At 66.2% G+C, this 17,905-nt stretch carries 17 protein-coding genes; 8 read left to right on the top strand and 9 right to left on the bottom strand.

The annotated features are described in order from the left end of the window. Positions 1–21: 21 nt before the first annotated feature. Entirely contained in the window at positions 22–1,173 is a 1,152-nt protein-coding gene (locus LL06_RS07560; RefSeq protein WP_052161294.1) for an MFS transporter, read from the top strand. Positions 1,174–1,284: 111 nt separating this feature from the next. Here LL06_RS07560 and LL06_RS07555 read toward each other — a convergent pair whose 3' ends face one another. Further along, positions 1,285–1,770, bottom strand: coding sequence for an Hsp20/alpha crystallin family protein (locus tag LL06_RS07555; RefSeq protein WP_035524476.1), 486 nt, complete (start codon positions 1,768–1,770; stop codon positions 1,285–1,287). Between the two features lie 186 nt (positions 1,771–1,956). After that, positions 1,957–2,727: a glucose 1-dehydrogenase gene (locus tag LL06_RS07550; protein WP_035524473.1), complete on the bottom strand. Its 771-nt coding sequence runs from the start codon at positions 2,725–2,727 to the stop codon at positions 1,957–1,959. A gap of 180 nt (positions 2,728–2,907) precedes the next feature. Here LL06_RS07550 and LL06_RS07545 point away from each other — a divergent pair, with 180 nt between their 5' ends. Next, positions 2,908–4,176: a DUF2254 domain-containing protein gene (locus LL06_RS07545; protein ID WP_035524470.1), complete on the top strand. Its 1,269-nt coding sequence runs from the start codon at positions 2,908–2,910 to the stop codon at positions 4,174–4,176. 54 nt (positions 4,177–4,230) lie between these two features. Here the strand turns inward: LL06_RS07545 and LL06_RS07540 are convergent, their stop codons facing one another. The 4 genes from LL06_RS07540 to uvrA all read right to left on the bottom strand — a co-directional run bounded on the left by LL06_RS07540 (position 4,231) and on the right by uvrA (position 9,956). Then, positions 4,231–5,031, bottom strand: coding sequence for a DUF72 domain-containing protein (locus LL06_RS07540; protein WP_035524467.1), 801 nt, complete (start codon positions 5,029–5,031; stop codon positions 4,231–4,233). 185 nt (positions 5,032–5,216) lie between these two features. Continuing rightward, on the bottom strand, positions 5,217–6,134 hold the full coding sequence (locus LL06_RS26320) for a CAP domain-containing protein (protein WP_161784949.1): 918 nt from the start codon (positions 6,132–6,134) through the stop codon (positions 5,217–5,219). Between the two features lie 364 nt (positions 6,135–6,498). Next, positions 6,499–6,741 (bottom strand): hypothetical protein, encoded by a 243-nt coding sequence (locus tag LL06_RS07530; protein ID WP_052161291.1) that lies wholly within the window; start codon positions 6,739–6,741, stop codon positions 6,499–6,501. A gap of 293 nt (positions 6,742–7,034) precedes the next feature. Beyond that, on the bottom strand, positions 7,035–9,956 hold the full coding sequence (gene uvrA, locus LL06_RS07525) for an excinuclease ABC subunit UvrA (RefSeq protein WP_035524460.1): 2,922 nt from the start codon (positions 9,954–9,956) through the stop codon (positions 7,035–7,037). Between the two features lie 408 nt (positions 9,957–10,364). On the opposite strand from uvrA, the gene LL06_RS07520 reads away from it, so the two are divergent. The 4 genes from LL06_RS07520 to LL06_RS07505 all read left to right on the top strand — a co-directional run bounded on the left by LL06_RS07520 (position 10,365) and on the right by LL06_RS07505 (position 12,147). Then, positions 10,365–10,883 (top strand): single-stranded DNA-binding protein, encoded by a 519-nt coding sequence (locus LL06_RS07520; RefSeq protein WP_035524457.1) that lies wholly within the window; start codon positions 10,365–10,367, stop codon positions 10,881–10,883. Positions 10,884–10,969: 86 nt separating this feature from the next. Further along, complete coding sequence (locus LL06_RS07515) at positions 10,970–11,386, top strand: cupin domain-containing protein (protein ID WP_035524456.1); 417 nt, start codon at positions 10,970–10,972, stop codon at positions 11,384–11,386. A 33-nt stretch (positions 11,387–11,419) separates the two neighbouring features. Then, positions 11,420–11,680, top strand: coding sequence for a hypothetical protein (locus tag LL06_RS07510; protein ID WP_035524453.1), 261 nt, complete (start codon positions 11,420–11,422; stop codon positions 11,678–11,680). 53 nt (positions 11,681–11,733) lie between these two features. Further along, on the top strand, positions 11,734–12,147 hold the full coding sequence (locus LL06_RS07505) for a VOC family protein (RefSeq protein ID WP_035524450.1): 414 nt from the start codon (positions 11,734–11,736) through the stop codon (positions 12,145–12,147). Positions 12,148–12,160: 13 nt separating this feature from the next. Here LL06_RS07505 and LL06_RS07500 read toward each other — a convergent pair whose 3' ends face one another. Together LL06_RS07500 and LL06_RS07495 are read right to left on the bottom strand one after the other, a co-directional pair. Continuing rightward, complete coding sequence (locus tag LL06_RS07500; protein WP_035524447.1) at positions 12,161–12,463, bottom strand: DUF1905 domain-containing protein; 303 nt, start codon at positions 12,461–12,463, stop codon at positions 12,161–12,163. 11 nt (positions 12,464–12,474) lie between these two features. Continuing rightward, positions 12,475–13,104, bottom strand: a complete 630-nt coding sequence (locus LL06_RS07495) for a MarC family protein (protein WP_035524480.1) — start codon at positions 13,102–13,104, stop codon at positions 12,475–12,477. Positions 13,105–13,302: 198 nt separating this feature from the next. Here LL06_RS07495 and gyrA point away from each other — a divergent pair, with 198 nt between their 5' ends. Both gyrA and LL06_RS26315 read left to right on the top strand, forming a co-directional pair. Beyond that, positions 13,303–16,146: a DNA gyrase subunit A gene (gyrA, locus tag LL06_RS07490; RefSeq protein WP_035524444.1), complete on the top strand. Its 2,844-nt coding sequence runs from the start codon at positions 13,303–13,305 to the stop codon at positions 16,144–16,146. A 209-nt stretch (positions 16,147–16,355) separates the two neighbouring features. Continuing rightward, complete coding sequence (locus LL06_RS26315; protein ID WP_152599527.1) at positions 16,356–17,336, top strand: hypothetical protein; 981 nt, start codon at positions 16,356–16,358, stop codon at positions 17,334–17,336. Between the two features lie 151 nt (positions 17,337–17,487). Here LL06_RS26315 and LL06_RS07480 read toward each other — a convergent pair. Continuing rightward, on the bottom strand, positions 17,488–17,905 hold a 418-nt coding region (locus LL06_RS07480; protein WP_035524441.1), incomplete at its 5' end, for an SDR family oxidoreductase.

The raw sequence follows: 17,905 nt of genomic DNA, 5'->3' as shown, positions 1-17,905 counted from the left end.
GCCGCGGCGACGCCGGCCGCCATGTCCATCGTGCTCGCGCTCAGCCTGTGCCATTTCCTCAACGACACGATGCAGTCCATGCTCTCGGCCATCTATCCGATGCTGAAGGCCAATTACGCGCTCACCTTCGGCCAGATCGGGCTCTTGACCTTTACCTTCCAGTTCACCGCCTCGCTGCTGCAGCCGGTGATCGGCGCCTATACCGACAAGCGTCCGGTGGGCTACGCGCTGCCCGTGGGCATGGGATTCACCTTTGCCGGCCTGATGCTGCTGGCGGTGGCCGGCCATTACTGGCTGCTGCTTGCCGCCGCCTCGCTGGTCGGGCTCGGCTCCGCCGTGTTCCATCCCGAATCCTCGCGCATCGCCCGGCTCGCCTCGGGCGGCAAGCACGGCACGGCGCAGTCGATCTTCCAGCTCGGCGGCAATTTCGGCACCGCCGCCGGCCCGTTGCTCGCGGCCTTCATCGTGGTGCCCGGCGGGCAGTCGAGCGTCGCCTGGTTCTGCCTCGCTGCCTTGTGCGGCATGGTGATCCTGACCTGGGTCAGCCGCTGGTACGGCAATTACCGCCGCGCCGCCGCCGGCCGTCCCTCCGTGTCGACCCTGCTTGCTCACAGCCGCCGGCGGGTGATCTTCACGCTTGGCGTGCTGGCGCTGCTGGTGTTCACCAAGAACATCTATATGGCAAGCTTTACAAGCTATTACACCTTTTACGTCATCCATCGGTTTGACGTTACGGTGCAGGACGCGCAGTTGCTGCTGTTCCTGTTCCTGGGCGCCGCTGCCGTGGGCACGATCGCCGGCGGGCCGATCGGCGACCGCATCGGCACCAAGTCGGTGATCTGGGTGTCGATCCTGGGCGTGCTGCCCTTCACCCTGATGCTGCCCTATGCCGACCTGTTCTGGACCTCGGTGCTGACCGTCATCATCGGCATGGTGCTGGCCTCGGCGTTCCCGGCCATCGTCGTCTTCGCCCAGGAGATGGTGCCCGGCCGTGTCGGGCTGATCGCCGGCCTGTTCTTCGGCTTCGCCTTCGGCATGGGCGGCATCGCCGCGGCGGTGCTGGGGCAGATCGCCGACATCAAGGGCATCGAATATGTCTACAATGTCTGTTCCTACCTGCCGTTCCTGGGGCTTCTGACCATCTTCCTGCCCAGGCAGCGGCGGACGGCATAGGAGCGGGCCGCGCCCTCGGTCCAAATAGAAAACCGGCCGGAGCGACAGGGCTGCTGTCTCCGGCCGGCCTTGACCCGCAAACCGGCGCACGCGCCTTGCGGGATCCCGTAATCAAGCGCCGATCTTGATCTTGCGCTCGCCGGTTTCCTGTCCGGGCTTCTTGGGCATGGTCACCTTGAGGACGCCCTTGTCGAAGGTCGCCTTGATGGCGGCCTGGTCGACACGGTCCGGAATCGGGAAGGAGCGGTGGAAGGCGCCATAGCTGCGCTCGACCACCACGCTGTCGTCGTCCTTGGCCTCATGCGAGACGGTCTTCTCGCCCTTCAGCGTCAGCATGCCGTCGGTGATCGTCAGGTCGACTTCCTCCTCGGCCATGCCGGGGAGTTCGGCGGTGAGCGTGATCGCGGCGTCGTTTTCGGTGATGTCGATGGCCGGGCGCACCGCGCCGGCGGTCATCAGCGAGGGGAAGCCGGTCTTGGCGGCCGCCGATGCGTCGTCTCCGAAGAAACGCTGCATCATCGCATCCATTTCCTTGCGAAAGTCATCGAACATTCCGGATGGCCGGAAGGCGGGGAGTTTTTCCTTCGACTCTGCCATGGCAGTCTCCTTTTCACTCTGCAATTCAGGGACGTGGAAAGAATGCCAGAACCCCGGCGCGCTGCCATTGACGATGGTCAACGGATCGGCGGATGGCGCTGAAAAACCGGGATCCCGGCGGGCTGTGCGGCGCGCGGAACCGCGACATGATCCCGCGCGCCCCATCATCGGCGCAAGGCGCCGATCCTATTGGGCGACGTATCCGCCATCGACCGGCACGATCGCGCCAAGCATGAACGAGGCCTCGGGCGAGGAGAGCCAGACAATCAAATTGGCCACTTCCTCGGGCGTGCCGATGCGCCCGAGTGGATGCAGCGGGTCCATCATCTCGCGGCTCGACTGGGCGCCGGAGGTGGCCTGGTCGGCGAGCGAATCGAGCATCCGCGTGTCGATGCCGCCGGGGCAGACGGCATTCACCCGCACGCCGGCCTTGCCGTATTCGAGCGCGGCATTCTTGGTCATGCCGATGACGGCGTGCTTGGAGGCGACATAGGGCGACAGGCCCGGAAAGCCGATCAGGCCGGCAATCGAGGCAAGATTGACGATCGTGCCGCCGCCGGACTTCACCATGTGCCGGATCTCGGCCTGCAGGCACAGGAAGGTGCCCTTGGCGTTGATGCGCATGATCGCGTCGTAGTTGGATTCCGGCTGGTCGGTGAAGGCGGCGATGGTGCCCTCGATGCCCGCATTGTTGACGGCGCAGTCAAGCCGTCCGTACTGGTCGACCGCGCCGGCCACCAGCGCCGCCACGTCTTCGGGGTTGGAGACATCGGCGCGCTGGAACATGGCCTTGCCGCCGGCCTTGTGGATCATCGAAACCGTTTCCTCGCCGGCGTGCACATGGATGTCGGACACCACGACATTGGCGCCCTCGGCGGCGAATTTGAGGGCCGTGGCGCGGCCGATGCCTGCGCCCGATCCGGTCACCAGTGCAGTCTTTCCATCAAACATTGCCATTTCGATCTCCCATGACTGTTATAGAACTGTCGGGGTGATACTGATGGCTATGAAGCGGCGCCGCTTTGATGGATATCAAACGGCGTAGAAAAACCGGTCCGCCGTGTCAGGCTCGACGCCGGCCCGGCGCGAGCCGCCGGATCATTCCGCGGGCGCGGCAAGGCAACTGGAGCGACGACGGTGAGATTCTACTACAACACCCTCAAGGACTATCTGGCCGAACGGCTGTGGTTACGGCCGGCGACGTTCGGCGTGATCGCCGTGCTGGTGGTGGCGACGGCGACCACCATCGACCAGATGATCGGCCAGCCCTTTTCCTTCGACATCGAGAAGGAGACCATCGACGGCCTGCTGACCATCATGGCCACCGCCATGCTCACGGTCGCGACCTTCGCCGCCTCGGTGATGCTGTCGGCCTATGTCGCGGCGATCTCGGCCAGCACGCCGCGCGCCTTCACCATCGTGGTGGCGGATTCGACCTCCAAGCAGGCGATCTCCACCTTCATCGGCGCCTTCACCTTTTCCGTGGTCGGCCTCATCGGCCTCAATGTCGGCTTTATCCAGGCGAGCGGACGGATCCTTCTGTTCTTCGCCACGGTGTGCGTGTTCACGGTGGTGGTGGCGACGCTGATCTACTGGATCGACCACGTGGCCCGGATCAGCACCGTGGCCTCGACCATCGAGAAGGTGTCGACCCGCGCCACCGACATGCTGACCCGGCACCTGACCCATCCCGGCCATGGCGGCACGCCGGTGTTCCTCAGCGCCCGGCCGCCGGAGGGCGCGCTGGCGGTGCTGTCGCGCTTCACCGGCACGGTCCAGTTCATCGATGTCGAGGCCCTGGGCGAGCTCGCCGACAGGATCAACGGGACGGTGCATGTGGCGGTGCGGCTGGGCGATCTGGTGGGCAAGGGCAGGGAGATCGCCTGGATCTACGGCGCGCCGCCCGACGCGGTGGACGACGCGGCGACGAAGGCGGTCAGCGCCGCCATCCGCATCGGCCAAAGCCGCCACCGCAGCGAGGATCCGGTTCTCGCGCTCAGGACGCTGTCGGAAATCGGCGAGCGCGCCCTTTCGCCCGGCATCAACGATCCGGGGACCGCCAACGACATTCTCGACGCGCTGGTGCAGGTGTTCTCGGATGCCGCCGCCGCAAGCGACCGGACCGGCACCTCGGTGCAGCATCCGCGGGTGCTGGTGCCGATCATGGACCCCGAACTGGTGCTGATGGCGGCCTTCGAACAGACCGGGCGCGACGGGGCCGGGTTCGTCGAGGTCGCGGTGCATCTCCAGCATGCGCTCTCGGCGATCGCCTGCTGCCTGCCCGCGGCATGGACGGATCCGCTGCGCATCCAGTCGGCGCGGGCGCTCGACCGGGCGCAGGCCGCGCTCGACCATCCCCATGATCTCGGCCGGGTGATGGCCGCGGCCCGGCTCTCCGCGGAGTGAGATCCGCCCGGGGCCACCCTGGGCGCTCCGCCCGCCGGTGCTGGCCAGATGGGCTCACACCTGCTGCTGCAGTTCCTGCGCGCCGCGCGGCGCGTTGACCTTGCCGCCGGTGATGAAGAAGGCGAAGACGTCGCGCTTTTTCTTAGCCGCCTTGCGCTTTGGCGCCACCAGCGGCAGGTCGTCCGGCACCCCGCCGCCCGCATAGGTCTTGAACCGCCCGGCCCAGCGCTCGATCTCGTCCGGCGGATAGCAGGTCGGCACCTCGTCGTCGCCCTTTTGCAGCCGGGCATAGATGAAATCCGCGGTGGCGTCGGCGAACATCGGATAGTCCGCGTGGTCGGCCAGCACCGCCGCGACCCCGTATCTGGCCAGCAGGTCGATGAATTCCGGAACCTGGAACGAGGCGTGCCGCGGCTCGACCACATGGCGCAGGGCGATCCCGTCCTGGCTCTTGGGCAGCAGCGCGAGGAAGGCCTCGAAATCCTCCGGCTCGAATTTCTTGGTGGCCATGAACTGCCACAGGATCGGGCCCAGATGCGGCCCGAGTTCGGTGATGCCCTGGGTCACGAATTTGTCGATCGACGGACCGGCCTCGGCCAGCACCTTGCGGTTGGTGCAGTAGCGGCTGGCCTTGAGCGAGAAGATAAAATCCTCGGGCACGTCGGCCGCCCATTTGGCGAAGGTCGCGGGCTTCTGGCTCGAATAATAGGTGCCGTTGACCTCGATCGCCCGCAACGCGCGGCTCGCATGCTGCAACTGCCTGGTCTTGGGCAGTTTCGGCGGATAGAAGCTCTCGTCCCAGGGGTCGAAGGTCCAGCCGCCGATGCCGGCGCGGATGGGTGCGGATGTGGTCATTCTGCTGTCTCCTCGCATTCGGGCACCCTCTCGGCTGACGCCTGAGGGCAGGGATCACGCCGGTCGTCGTGGCTTCGGCGCCGCCCGGACCTGGTCAAACCCGGTCCGGTGAGTCCCGCGCCGACGATTTCACCGAACTGTACCCGATGGCAACCCGATTCCTGACAGCAGCGGGGCGATCGCCGCTATTCCCCCGCCAGCAGCAGCGCCGCGGTCTTGCGGCCTTCGCCGTCGGCGACGATGACGAAGCCGATGCTGGTCAGCGACTTGTCCCTCAGGATCTTCCGCGAGCGGGGGCTGCCGCTCCAGCTCTCGAGGAAGAAATGCACGTCGGCATCCGTGGGCTCGGACCCGCAGCCGCCGCATTGTCCCGACAGCACCTGGTAGCTAAGGAAGGGAAGATCCGCCGGCAGGTCCCTAAGCAGGCCGAGACCCGAGAGCTTCGCGCCGGCGCCGGCAGCGGCGAGCTTCGCCTCGACATGGCGGCGCAGACGCGAATCGGCCTCGACCGGACCGGCGTCGGCGCGCAGGCCGTTGATGATCCCGGCGGCGACCCGCGTCTGCTGTTCCGGACCGATCGCCGTCACCGAACCATCCGGCGTCTTGCCGCGCGGCGCGCCGGGACCGGCGAAGGTCTGGACGCCGTAGCGGGTGCCTTCGTTGTCCTGCACCACGGCGAAGCCGAATCCGGCGAGGCCCTCGGCCAGGATATTGGCGCGGTGGCCGGGACTGTTCATCCAGCCCTCGTGCATCGCCTCGATCGCCGCGACGTCCGGCCGGTCGCGGCATCCGTCGCATTTCGACAGGTTCTCCCGCACGACCCGGCCATCGTCGCCGCCGGCCTTGAGATAGCGGTCGAGCACGGTGCCGCCTCCGGGCGACGTGTGGGCAAAGTAATCCCGCGCGAGCATGTCGCGCGCATGCGCCAGCGCGGCCGCGGAAAGCTCGTCCTCGAACTCGAGGCTCTCCAGCCCCTCGGCCTGCCGCGCCGCGTTGACGAGCGCCAGGCTGCGCTCAGCCAACGCCGCGAGATTGTCCTGCGTTTGGGCCAGGGCCGGAAGCGGCAGCAGGAGGGCGAGAAGAAGCGTCAATCGTGCGATCATGAAGACGTAACCGCCAAGCGCGGTTGCGGTTCCGGAGAAAACGGGGCGCCATCTGAGTTGCACACTTTCAAGCACAGTCGCCCCCAGCGCACTGTCAAACGATGGCCGCCACGGCCTCTCCAAACCCGCCGACGTCATCCTCGCCCTTGTGGCGAGGATCTACAGACGCCCGCCCCGGGAAGCCGTGAAACCGCTCTAGATGTGAGAGCGGCAGATGCTCGGGACAGGCCCGAGCATGACGTACCGCTGGGGAAGTGCCGATCTCGCTCCGATTGCCCGGCGCAGCTCCGACAGTCCGCAGACGAAGCGGCTGCGCTCGGAATTCCTGTGCCTCCATGGCCTCCAACGAAGCTTTCGCCGCTACTCACGCCACCTTGGTCAATTCGAAAATCTCTCCGTGGCGGGCTGCGGCCGGGATGTCGCGGCGCTTGAGCGCGCTGCGCACCTCGTCGAGCTTGAATACGTCTTCCGCCGAGAGATAGGGACCCAAATTCGTCGGATCGTCGGTTTCGTAGATCAGCGTGACGGGAACCTTGGCGATATAACCGCCTTCTTCAACGAGCCGGATCACTTGCTCAGTCCTTGCGTCTGACTGTGAACTGCTCATCCCACCTCTCCTTGTCAGGCAGATAGACCGTCACGAGAACGGCATTTTTTGTCGATCATACCCCGATCTCCGTCATCCTCGCCCCTGTGGCGAGGATCTACAGGCACCCGCCCCGGAACAGCCGGTCCAGCGGGAGAACCGAGGGGCCAACAGATGCTCGGGACAGGCCCGAGCATGACGAGACGCGGGGAGGGGGGATGCCCCATGGCAATCCGCATCTCGGGCCGGCGCTCCGGTAGGTCCCGCAAACAGATCTCGCTAGAGACGCATCACACCCTGAGGTGAGGTTTCCCTCACTCCGCCGCTTCCACCCGCTTTCCCGGCCGCCGCTCCAGCAGTTCCTTGAGGAACTGGCCGGTGTAGCTGCGCTCCACCTTGACTATGTCCTCGGGCGTGCCCTCGGCGACGATCTCGCCGCCGCCGTCGCCGCCTTCGGGGCCGAGGTCGATGACCCAGTCGGCGGTCTTGATGACCTCGAGATTGTGCTCGATGACGACCACCGAATTGCCCTGGTCGACCAGTTCGTGCAGCACTTCCAGCAACTTGGCGACATCGTGGAAATGCAGGCCGGTGGTCGGCTCGTCGAGGATGTAGAGCGTGCGGCCGGTCGAGCGCTTGGACAGTTCCTTGGCGAGCTTGACGCGCTGCGCCTCGCCGCCCGACAAAGTGGTGGCCTGCTGGCCGACCTTGATATAGCCGAGCCCGACGCCCTCGAGCGACTGCAGCTTGTCGCGCACGGCGGGCACCGCGGCGAAGAAGCCCACGCCTTCCTCCACCGTCATGTCGAGCACGTCGGCGATCGACTTGCCCTTGAAGGTCACGTCCAGCGTCTCGCGGTTGTAGCGCTTGCCGTGGCAGACGTCGCAGGTGACGTAGACATCGGGCAGGAAGTGCATCTCGATCTTGATCACGCCGTCGCCCTGGCAGGCCTCGCAGCGGCCGCCCTTGACGTTGAAGGAGAAGCGGCCGGGCTGGTAGCCGCGCGCCTTGGCCTCGGGCAGGCCGGCGAACCAGTCGCGGATCGGCGTGAAGGCGCCGGTATAGGTGGCGGGGTTGGAGCGCGGCGTGCGGCCGATCGGCGACTGGTCGATGTCGATCACCTTGTCGATGTGCTCGAAGCCGTCGATGCGGTCATGATCGGCCGGGTTCTCGCGCGCGCCCATCACGCGCCGCGCCGCCGCCTTGTAGAGCGTCTCGATCAGGAAGGTCGACTTGCCGCCGCCCGACACGCCGGTAACCGCCGTGAACAGGCCGAGCGGGATCGAGGCGGAGACGTTCTTGAGATTGTTGCCGCGGGCGCCAACCACGCGCAGTTCCTTCTTTTTCTTGGGCTTTCGCCGCTCGGTCGGCACCGCCACCTCGAGCTCGCCCGACAGGTACTTGCCGGTGATCGAGCGCGGATTGGCCATGATGTCGGCGGGCGAGCCCTGGGCGATGATCTCGCCACCATGGATGCCGGCATGCGGGCCGATGTCGACCACATAATCGGCGGTGCGGATGGCGTCCTCGTCGTGCTCGACCACGATTACGGTGTTGCCGATGTCGCGCAAATGCTTGAGCGTATCGAGCAGCCGCGCATTGTCGCGCTGGTGCAGGCCGATCGAGGGCTCGTCGAGCACGTAGAGCACGCCGGTGAGGCCGGAGCCGATCTGCGAGGCGAGCCGGATGCGCTGGCTTTCGCCGCCCGACAGCGAGCCGGAATTGCGGCTCAAGGTGAGATAATCGAGCCCGACATCGTTCAGGAATTTCAGCCGGTCGCGGATTTCCTTGAGGATGCGCACGGCGATCTGGTTCTGCTGCTCGTTGAGCCCGGCGGGAAGCTGCTCGAACCAGTCGCCGGCGACGCGGATCGACAGTTCCGTGACCTCGCCGATGTGGCGGCCGCCGATCTTGACCGCGCGCGCCTCGGGCTTGAGCCGGTAGCCGTCGCAGGCCGGGCAGGGGGCGTTGGACATGTAGCGCTCGATCTCCTCGCGCGCCCAGGCGCTGTCGGTTTCCTTCCAGCGCCGCTCGAGATTGGGGATGATGCCCTCGAAGGTCTTCGCGGTGGTGTAGGAGCGCAGCCCGTCGTCATATTTGAAGGCGATCTTCTCCTCGGTGCCGCGCAGGATCGCCGCATGCGCCTTCTCCGGCAGGTCTGCCCAGCGGTCGGACAGCTTGAAGCCGTAATGCTTGCCCAGCGCCTCCAGCGTTTGCGTGTAATAGGGCGAGCTCGACTTGGCCCAGGGCGCCACGGCGCCGCCGCGCAGCGTCAGGTGCGGCTCGGGGATCACCAGCGCCTCGTCGATGGTCTTCTGGGTGCCGAGCCCGTCGCAGGCGGGGCAGGCGCCGTGCGGATTGTTGAAGGAAAACAGCCGCGGCTCGATCTCGGAAATGGTGAAGCCCGACACCGGGCAGGCGAATTTCTCCGAAAACAGCAGCCGCTCGTGGGTCTCGTTCAGGGACTTGTTGGCCGAGCCCCCGGCCGAGGTCTCAGCCTCGGGCAGCGGCTTGTCGGCGAATTCGGCGATCGCCAGCCCGTCGGCCAGCCTCAGGCAGGTCTCCAGGCTGTCGGCCAGGCGGGCGGAAATGTCCGGGCGGACGACGATGCGGTCGACGACGATGTCGATATCGTGCTTGTACTTCTTGTCGAGCGTCGGCGCGTCGGCGATCTCGTAGTAGCTGCCGTCGATCTTGACCCGCTGGAAGCCCTTCTTCATGAAATCGGCCAGTTCCTTGCGGTACTCGCCCTTGCGGCCGCGCACCACCGGCGCCAGCACGTAGAGCCGCGTGCCTTCCTCGAGCGCCAGCACCCGGTCGACCATCTGGCTGATCGTCTGGCTCTCGATCGGCAGGCCGGTGGCGGGCGAATAGGGCACGCCGACGCGGGCGAACAGGAGCCGCATGTAGTCGTAGATCTCGGTCACCGTGCCCACCGTGGAGCGCGGGTTGCGGCTGGTGGTCTTCTGCTCGATCGAGATCGCGGGCGAGAGTCCGTCGATCTGGTCGACATCGGGCTTCTGCATCATCTCCAGGAACTGCCGCGCATAGGCCGACAGGCTCTCGACATAGCGGCGCTGGCCCTCGGCATAGATCGTGTCGAAGGCGAGCGACGACTTACCCGAGCCCGACAGCCCGGTCATGACGATCAGGCTGTTGCGGGGAAGGTCGAGATCGACATTCTTGAGATTGTGCTCGCGGGCACCGCGAATGGTGATCGATTTCAGTTCCGTCATAACGCCGCCGATTTGCCATGGAGCGTCCGCGGCGTTCTCACGAACCCGCACGACCGCTCATCTCTTCAAAAGCCCTGCTGGTCCGACCGTCCGGTTAAGGCATCCGACCGCATCACGCAAACAGCCTCTCTCCCACCAACACCACAGCATGGCGATGGTTCCGGAGACAGGCCAGCCCCATACATAAGCACCGCACACACAATGTCGAGCCACCCCGTAGGCTGTAGCTGTGGCGGGAGCCGAATCTCTTGACAGAAACTGACACAGTCTCTAGAACAAATAAAGAACAAAAAAGGCTTGTGGATTGTCCCCGTCCGGGCAGCGGCGCATGGGACGATCCTGTAAGGTGTAGGTGGATCTATCGGGGCGGCGAAGTGCCGCCTGAATTGGTATGGAAGGTGAAACATCATGGCGGGCAGCGTCAACAAGGTCATTCTCATCGGCAATCTGGGCGCGGATCCGGAAATCCGGCGCACCCAGGACGGCCGGCCGATCGCCAACCTGTCGGTGGCGACATCGGAGAGCTGGCGCGACAAGAACACCGGCGAACGGCGCGAAAAGACCGAATGGCACCGCGTCGTCATCTTCAACGAAGGCCTGTGCAAGATCGCCGAGAACTATCTCAAGAAGGGCTCGAAGGTCTATCTCGAAGGCCAGTTGCAGACCCGCAAATGGACCGACCAGTCGGGCCAGGACAAATATTCGACCGAAGTCGTGCTGCAGGGCTTCAACGGCAACCTGACCATGCTCGACGGCCGCGGCGAAGGCGGCGGCGGTGGCGGTGATTTCGGCGGCGGCTCGTCGGGCGGCGGTCGCGGCGGCGATTACGGCGGCGGCTCCTCGGGCGGCGACCGTGGCGGTTCGAGCGGCGGATTTGGCGGCGGCGGTGGCTCGTCGCGCGATCTCGACGACGACATTCCGTTCTGAGCCTGCCGGCGCTTGGCTCTCGCCTCGGGCGAAGGAGGGCGGTTGCCCCGGTCGTCGGGGTTCGCCGGGACTGAGGGAGACTGGTCATGGCATCCTGTTCCGACGTTCTGGAACTTGGCCCCGGCGAGGGGCGCGCCTACGATCTCGGCCGCATGCGGGCGGTGTTCAAGGCCGACCATGGCGAAAGCGGCGACCGCTACGCGGTCTCGGAATGGTGGCTGGAGCCGCACTGCACGGGGCCCGGCGCGCACAGCCACGCGGCCAATGAGGAAATCTTCTACGTGCTCGCGGGCACGGCCTCTTTTCTCGTCGGCGAGACCTGGCGGTCGCTCTCCAAGGGCGGCTTCCTGCGCATTCCCGCCGGCGTCACGCATGATTTCGTAAACCGTTCGGACGCGCCGGTGGGGCTCCTCAATGTGTTCCTGCCCGGCGGGTTCGAGGAGATGATGCCCTCGATCGTCCAATGGTTCGCCGACAATCCGCAGGCTGCGCCCGGCGACTGATGCGCGTCCGGGCCCTGACAGGGGGAAACCGACATGAATGAAGATCACTCCCGGTCGGACACGCGGCCGGTCGCCCGCTGGCGGATCATCCTCGCCGCCGTCTTCGACTTCTTCACCGCGTTCCTGGTCTTCGGCTATCTGGTCGGATCGGTGACGGGCGGGACCACGGACAGCGGTTTCGAACTCGACGGGCTGCCGGCGCTGGCCGCCTTCGCGCTGATCATCGCCTATTTCTGGCTGGGCGGGAGATATTTCGGCGGGACCATCTGGCAGCGCATCCTCGGGGCGCGCTGACGCCGCCGCCCCGTCCACCCTTTGCCGGCCCCGCGGGGTCGCGGAGCCCGGTCATGCGACACTCCATCACCCACATCGCCCTTGTCGTGCGCGACTATGACGAGGCCATCGCCTTCTATTGCGGCGTGCTCGGCTTCGACCTTCTCGAAGACACCTACCAGCCCGAGCAGGACAAGCGCTGGGTCGTCGTGCGGCCGAAAGGCGGGCAGGGCGCCTCGCTGGTTCTGGCCCGCGCGTCAAAGCCGGAGCAGGAGCCGTTCATCGGCGACCAGACCGGCGGCCGCGTCTTCCTGTTCCTCAATACCGATGATTTCTGGCGCGATTACAACCGGTTGACCGCCGAGGGCGTCGCCTTCGTCCGCGAGCCCGCCACCCATGACTACGGCACCGTGGCGGTGTTCCGCGATCTCTACGGCAATCTGTGGGACCTCTTGCAACTCCGGGATGGCCATCCGGCGGCGGTCTGACCACCCGCGCCGCTCAGCCCGTCACAAGCTCGACGCGGACCCGGTCGCCGGTGGTGATGCCTTCGGCCCTGCGCACATCCGCCTTGAGCGGCAGGAAGTAGCAGCCTGACGCCTTGTCGGGGAACAGCGACGTCTCCCATCGGGTTTCGCCGATCCGGGCGCGCACCCGCACCGAGCCGAAGCCGTTGGTGCTGCCCGCGAAGAAGCGGATCCTGCGGGAGATGTCGGCCGGCACGGTGAGGAAATGCCAGGCGGCCTTCTCGCCGGGATAGAGCCAGAGCTCCGCCTCGAAGCTGTGCGACGCGTCGGGCTCCATGCGTGCCTCCCTCAGACCGTGACGAAGGCCTGCTTGATGCCGTCGACCACGAACTGCACCGACAGCGCTGCCAGGATCACGCCCAAGAGGCGGGTGAGGATGGTGCGGCCGGTGTCGCCCAGGAACCGGTCGATGCGGTCGGCGATCACCAGGAAGGCGAACAGCACCACGGATGCGACGATGATGACGCCGATGAGGCCCGCACGTTCGACCGGAGCATAGAAGGAGCCGGCGAGCAGGATCACCGCCGAGATCGCGCCCGGCCCGGCGATCAGCGGGATCGCCAGCGGAAACACCGAGACGTTGGAGATGTGGTCCTTGGTGATCGCCCGTTCGGCGCTCTTTTCCTGCCGCTCGTGGCGCTTCTCGAAGATCATCTCGAAGGCGATCCAGAACAGGAGCACGCCGCCGGCGATGCGGAAGGCGCCGAGCGAGATGCCGAGCAGGCCCAAGAGGCTCGCGCCGGCGATGGCGAAGACCGCGAGAATGGCCGCCGCCGTCACCGTGCCGCGCAGCGCCACCTGCATGCGCTGGCTGCGGGTCATTCCTGTGGTCAGCCCCAGGAAGATCGCCGCCAGCCCCGGCGGGTCGAACATGACGATGATGGTGACGAAGGCGTTGACGATCAGATCGATGCTCATGGCGAATTGCCCCCGCGAGCCCGGAAACTGGCCCATTTCTCCTGCCTACGACAGCCGAGCCCCGAGCGGAACCCCCGATCCGCTCCGCAATCGTGGAGAAAGTCGCGGCAAAGGCCGAATCGGGCGGCGAAAATTGGCGACGGCGGATGCTTTCCGCTATAACGCACAAATGATTCCATCCAATAGTCGTGGACCGCTTTGACAGACCAGAACAAACCATCCGGACCGCTGACGCCCGGCATCGAACCGGTGTCGATCATCGAGGAAATGCAGCGCTCCTATCTCGACTACGCCATGAGCGTGATCGTCAGCCGCGCGCTGCCGGACGTGCGCGACGGGCTCAAGCCCGTGCATCGCCGCATCCTCTACGCCATGCATGAGGGCGGTTACCACTGGAACCGCAAATATGTGAAATCGTCGCGCATCGTCGGCGACGTGATGGGTAAGTACCACCCGCACGGCGACCAGTCGATCTACGACGCCATGGTGCGCATGGCGCAGCACTGGTCGATGAGCGCCATGCTGGTCGACGGCCAGGGCAATTTCGGCTCGATCGACGGCGATCCGCCGGCCGCGATGCGCTACACCGAATCCCGGCTCGCCAAGCTCGCCCACGAGATGCTCGAGGACATCGACAAGGACACGGTCGATTTCCAGGACACCTATGATTCCTCGGGCAGCGAGCCCAAGGTCATCCCGGCGCGCTTCCCGAACCTTTTGGTCAACGGCGCCGGCGGCATCGCCGTCGGCATGGCCACCAACATTCCGCCGCACAACCTGGTGGAAGTGGTCAATGGCTGCGTCGCCATCATGGACAATCCGGCGATCGACCTGATCGAGCTGATGAGCATCATCCCCGGGCCGGATTTCCCGACCTCGGGCATCATCCTCGGCCAGGCCGGCATCCGCCAGGCGTTTGAGACCGGCCGCGGCTCGGTGATCATGCGCGGCCGCGTGCATGTCGAGCCAATGCGGGGCGACCGCGAGGCGATCATCATCACCGAGGTTCCCTACCAGGTGAACAAGGCGACGATGATCGAGAAGATGGCGGAACTCGTGCGCGACAAGCGCATCGAGGGCATTTCCGACCTGCGCGACGAATCCGACCGCCAGGGCTACCGCGTCGTCATCGAACTCAAGCGCGACGCCGTCGCCGACGTCATTATCAACCAGCTCTACCGCTACACGCCGCTGCAGTCCTCGTTCGGGGTCAACATGGTGGCATTGAACGGCGGCAAGCCGGAGCTGATGACGCTCATCGACATGCTCAAGGCCTTCGTGTCGTTCCGCGAGGACGTGATCACGCGGCGCACCAAGTATCTGCTGCGCAAGGCGCGCGAACGCGCCCATGTGCTGGTCGGCCTCGCCATCGCCGTCGCCAATATCGACGAGGTGATCGCACTGATCCGCAACGCGCCCGATCCGGCGACCGCGCGCGAACAGTTGATGACGCGGCGCTGGCCGGCGATGGATGTCGAAAGCCTGATCCGGCTGATCGACGATCCGCGCCACCGCATCAACGAGGACGGCACCTACAATCTGTCGGAAGAGCAGGCGCGCGCCATTCTCGAGCTGCGTCTCGCCCGCCTCACCGCGCTCGGCCGCGACGAGATCGGCGACGAACTCGGCAAGATCGGCGACGAGATCAAGGATTATCTCGAAATCCTCGGCTCGCGCGTGCGCGTGCAGCAGATCGTCAAGGACGAGCTCATCGCCGTGCGCGACGAATTCGGCATCCCGCGCCGCACCGAGATCGCCGAGGGCGGCCCGGACATGGACGACGAGGACCTGATCGCCCGCGAAGACATGGTCGTCACCGTCAGCCACTCGGGCTACATCAAGCGCGTGCCGCTCGCCACCTACCGGGCGCAGCGCCGCGGCGGCAAGGGCCGCTCCGGCATGTCGACCAAGGAGGAGGATTTCGTCACGCGGCTGTTCGTGGTCAACACGCATACGCCGGTCTTGTTCTTCTCCTCGCGCGGCATCGTCTACAAGGAAAAGGTCTGGCGCCTGCCGATCGGCACGCCGACCTCGCGCGGCAAGGCGCTGATCAACATGCTGCCGCTCGAAAAGGGCGAGCGCATCACCTCGATCATGCCCTTGCCCGAGGACGAGACGAGCTGGGCCGAGCTCGACGTGATGTTCGCCACCACGCGCGGCACCGTGCGGCGCAACAAGCTCAGCGATTTCGTCCAGGTCAACCGCAACGGCAAGATCGCCATGAAGCTCGAGACCGAGGGCGACGAGATCCTCAATGTCGAGACCTGCAATGAACTCAACGACGTGCTGCTGACCACGGCGCTCGGCCAGTGCATCCGCTTCGCCGTCGATGACGTGCGCGTCTTCGCCGGCCGCAATTCGGTCGGCGTGCGCGGCATCTCGCTCGCCGAGGGGGACTCGATCATCTCGATGACCATCGTCCACCATGTCGACGCCGATGCGTCCGAACGCGCCGCCTATCTCAAGCGCGCGGTGGCCGAACGCCGGGCGGCGAGCGGCGACGAGGCCGAGGTCGAGGATGTGGGCCTGGTCGGCGAGGACGCCGGCGAACCGGGCGATCTCACCGACGAGCGCTATGCCGAGCTGAAAGCGCGCGAGCAGCACATCCTCACCGTCTCCGAGAAGGGCTTCGGCAAGCGCTCCTCGAGCTACGAGTTCCGCATCTCGGGCCGCGGCGGCAAGGGCATCCGCGCCACCGACACCTCGAAGACCGGCGAGATCGGCCCGCTCGTGGCCGCCTTCCCGGTGGAGGACGGCGACCAGATCATGATGGTCTCCGACCGCGGCCAGGTGATCCGCGTGCCGGTGCACGGCATCCGCATGGCCAGCCGCGCCACCAAGGGCGTGACCATCTTCTCGACCGCCAAGGACGAGCGCGTGGTCTCGGTCGACCGCATCAGCGAGCCGGAGCCCGAGGAAGACCTCGAAGCCGCCGCCGACGCGGTGGTCGAGGCCGGGTCCGAGGCGGGCGAAGCCCCTGACGACACCGGCGGCGCGGACGATGCTTCGCCGGCAAACGACCTGCCGGACGAGGATCAGTAAGACCTGACCATTACAGCCTGAAATCGAAGAAGCCGGGGAGGGATCCCCGGCTTTTTCGTGTGCGCAGGCCGGCGCGGGTCCCGCGTCGTCTCCTTGCATGGTGATCGGGGCGTTAAGCCGATCCCTCAAGTTTGCCGGCCCGGCACAACGCGGTGTCAAAGTCTCGCCGCTACAACCTCAGGCAGATGATCTGGCTTGGGGAGTTCGGCATGCAGCTTCGAAGAACCGTGACGATTGCGCTCGCAGCCTTTACCGGCTTATGCGCCCCGGCGCTTGCCGAGGATTGGCCGAAGGCGGAGGTGGACAGGGCGATCGGGCAGATTGCCGCCTTCGAGAAGGACACCGTCGCCGGGTGCGTCGCCTCCATGGACACGCATATCGTCTACGACGTCGCGCAGCAGGACATCAACGCCGACGGGGTGAAGGAGCTGATCGTCAAGAGCTTTCCCGCTCGGCTCGGCAATGGCGTCACCGGTTGCTACGGGATGACCGGGCAGAACATCTATCTGATGGCCTCCCTGAACGGCGCCTGGATCAACCTGACCGGCCATGCGGGCGACGACGGCTTCACATTCGTCTTCCATCCGCGCGAAGCGGGCGAGATGCCGGACATCGAAGTCACGGGGCCGGGGTTCTGTTTTCCCGTCCAGAGATTCCACAAGGGGGCCTACAACCTCTGGAAGGTCTGCACCCCCGACGGGGTCCGGATCTTTGCCGATGCGGCGCCGTGGATCGATTTCGAGGTGGTTCCGCAGTCCTTTGGCGAACAAGCCGCGGTCGAGCCGGTGCCAGTCGCAAGCGTCGACGACGAGGCCGACATGCCCTTCCATCTGAAAATGCGCCAGCTCTTCGATCACAACGGATCCGATGTCACCATCCGGCCGGAGCGGGGGACGATCGTCTACACCGAACCGAAGGCCTCCATTTCGGGGGCGGTGCGTCCGGGCACATTGCTGTTCCAAAGCGAGCCCTGGGATCCCTACGACGCGGAGGCCGTCATCCGCGGCACGGCCTATGTCTTCAAGAAGGGCTGTCCGCCCGCGCCCTACCAGGTCACCGGCCGCCACGAGGGCTGGCACACGCTGGTGCTCAAGGGCGCAGCCCCCGTGCGCAGCAAGACCGGATGCAAGGTCATCGACTACCGGATGAACGGCAATTCCACCCTGAAATTCGTGAGCTGGGGCGACTGACAGCGGGCCTCCGCCCGCCGGACGGCTCGCGCGACCCCCGCGGCACGGGCGGGATCGGCAGAGCCTGCCGCCAGGGCCGGGGCCAGGAAATCTCCCGGGACGCAGGCCCTGGTGCAGAGCCTTGCCCCGGGAGGAGCCGGCTCGGGGGAGGCTAGGCCGTTGGCACGGTTCCGCCGTCGACGGTCAGCTCTGTTCCGGTGATAGAGCCGGCGCGGGGGGACGCCACGAAGGCCACGAGATCGGCGATCTCCCTCGGCCGCGCCGGACGGCCGAGCGGAATGCCGCCGAGCCCGGCCATGATGATGCGCTTCCCGCCCTCGTAGTCGGTGCCCGCCTGCGCGGCCAGGCGCTCGGCCAGCGCCACCGACGCCTCCGTCTCCACCCAGCCGGGCGAGACGCGCAAGACGCGGACGCCCTTGGGCGCGAGTTCCTTGGACAGGCTCTTGGAATAGGTCGACAGCGCGGCCTTGGCGGCGGCATAGGCCGTGGTCGAGTCGGGCAGCGGCAGGCGGCTCTGGATGGAGGTGATGTGGACGATCACGCCCTTCTCCCGGGCGATCATGCCGGGC

This window comes from Hoeflea sp. BAL378 (genome assembly GCF_000759435.1).
In the GTDB taxonomy this organism is placed as follows: Bacteria; Pseudomonadota; Alphaproteobacteria; order Rhizobiales; family Rhizobiaceae; genus Hoeflea.
This window is presented reverse-complemented; position numbering and strand designations above follow the sequence as displayed.

Excerpts from the sequence above, each read along its gene's own strand:
- LL06_RS07560 (WP_052161294.1), top strand. The coding sequence starts at position 22 with ATGTCCATCGTGCTCGCGCTCAGCCTGTGCCATTTCCTCAACGACACG.
- LL06_RS07555 (WP_035524476.1), bottom strand. The coding sequence starts at position 1,770 with ATGGCAGAGTCGAAGGAAAAACTCCCCGCCTTCCGGCCATCCGGAATG.
- LL06_RS07550 (WP_035524473.1), bottom strand. The coding sequence starts at position 2,727 with ATGGCAATGTTTGATGGAAAGACTGCACTGGTGACCGGATCGGGCGCA.
- LL06_RS07540 (WP_035524467.1), bottom strand. The coding sequence starts at position 5,031 with ATGACCACATCCGCACCCATCCGCGCCGGCATCGGCGGCTGGACCTTC.
- LL06_RS26320 (WP_161784949.1), bottom strand. The coding sequence starts at position 6,134 with ATGATCGCACGATTGACGCTTCTTCTCGCCCTCCTGCTGCCGCTTCCG.
- LL06_RS07530 (WP_052161291.1), bottom strand. The coding sequence starts at position 6,741 with ATGAGCAGTTCACAGTCAGACGCAAGGACTGAGCAAGTGATCCGGCTC.
- uvrA (WP_035524460.1), bottom strand. The coding sequence starts at position 9,956 with ATGACGGAACTGAAATCGATCACCATTCGCGGTGCCCGCGAGCACAAT.
- LL06_RS07520 (WP_035524457.1), top strand. The coding sequence starts at position 10,365 with ATGGCGGGCAGCGTCAACAAGGTCATTCTCATCGGCAATCTGGGCGCG.
- LL06_RS07515 (WP_035524456.1), top strand. The coding sequence starts at position 10,970 with ATGGCATCCTGTTCCGACGTTCTGGAACTTGGCCCCGGCGAGGGGCGC.
- LL06_RS07510 (WP_035524453.1), top strand. The coding sequence starts at position 11,420 with ATGAATGAAGATCACTCCCGGTCGGACACGCGGCCGGTCGCCCGCTGG.
- LL06_RS07505 (WP_035524450.1), top strand. The coding sequence starts at position 11,734 with ATGCGACACTCCATCACCCACATCGCCCTTGTCGTGCGCGACTATGAC.
- LL06_RS07500 (WP_035524447.1), bottom strand. The coding sequence starts at position 12,463 with ATGGAGCCCGACGCGTCGCACAGCTTCGAGGCGGAGCTCTGGCTCTAT.
- LL06_RS07495 (WP_035524480.1), bottom strand. The coding sequence starts at position 13,104 with ATGAGCATCGATCTGATCGTCAACGCCTTCGTCACCATCATCGTCATG.
- LL06_RS26315 (WP_152599527.1), top strand. The coding sequence starts at position 16,356 with ATGCAGCTTCGAAGAACCGTGACGATTGCGCTCGCAGCCTTTACCGGC.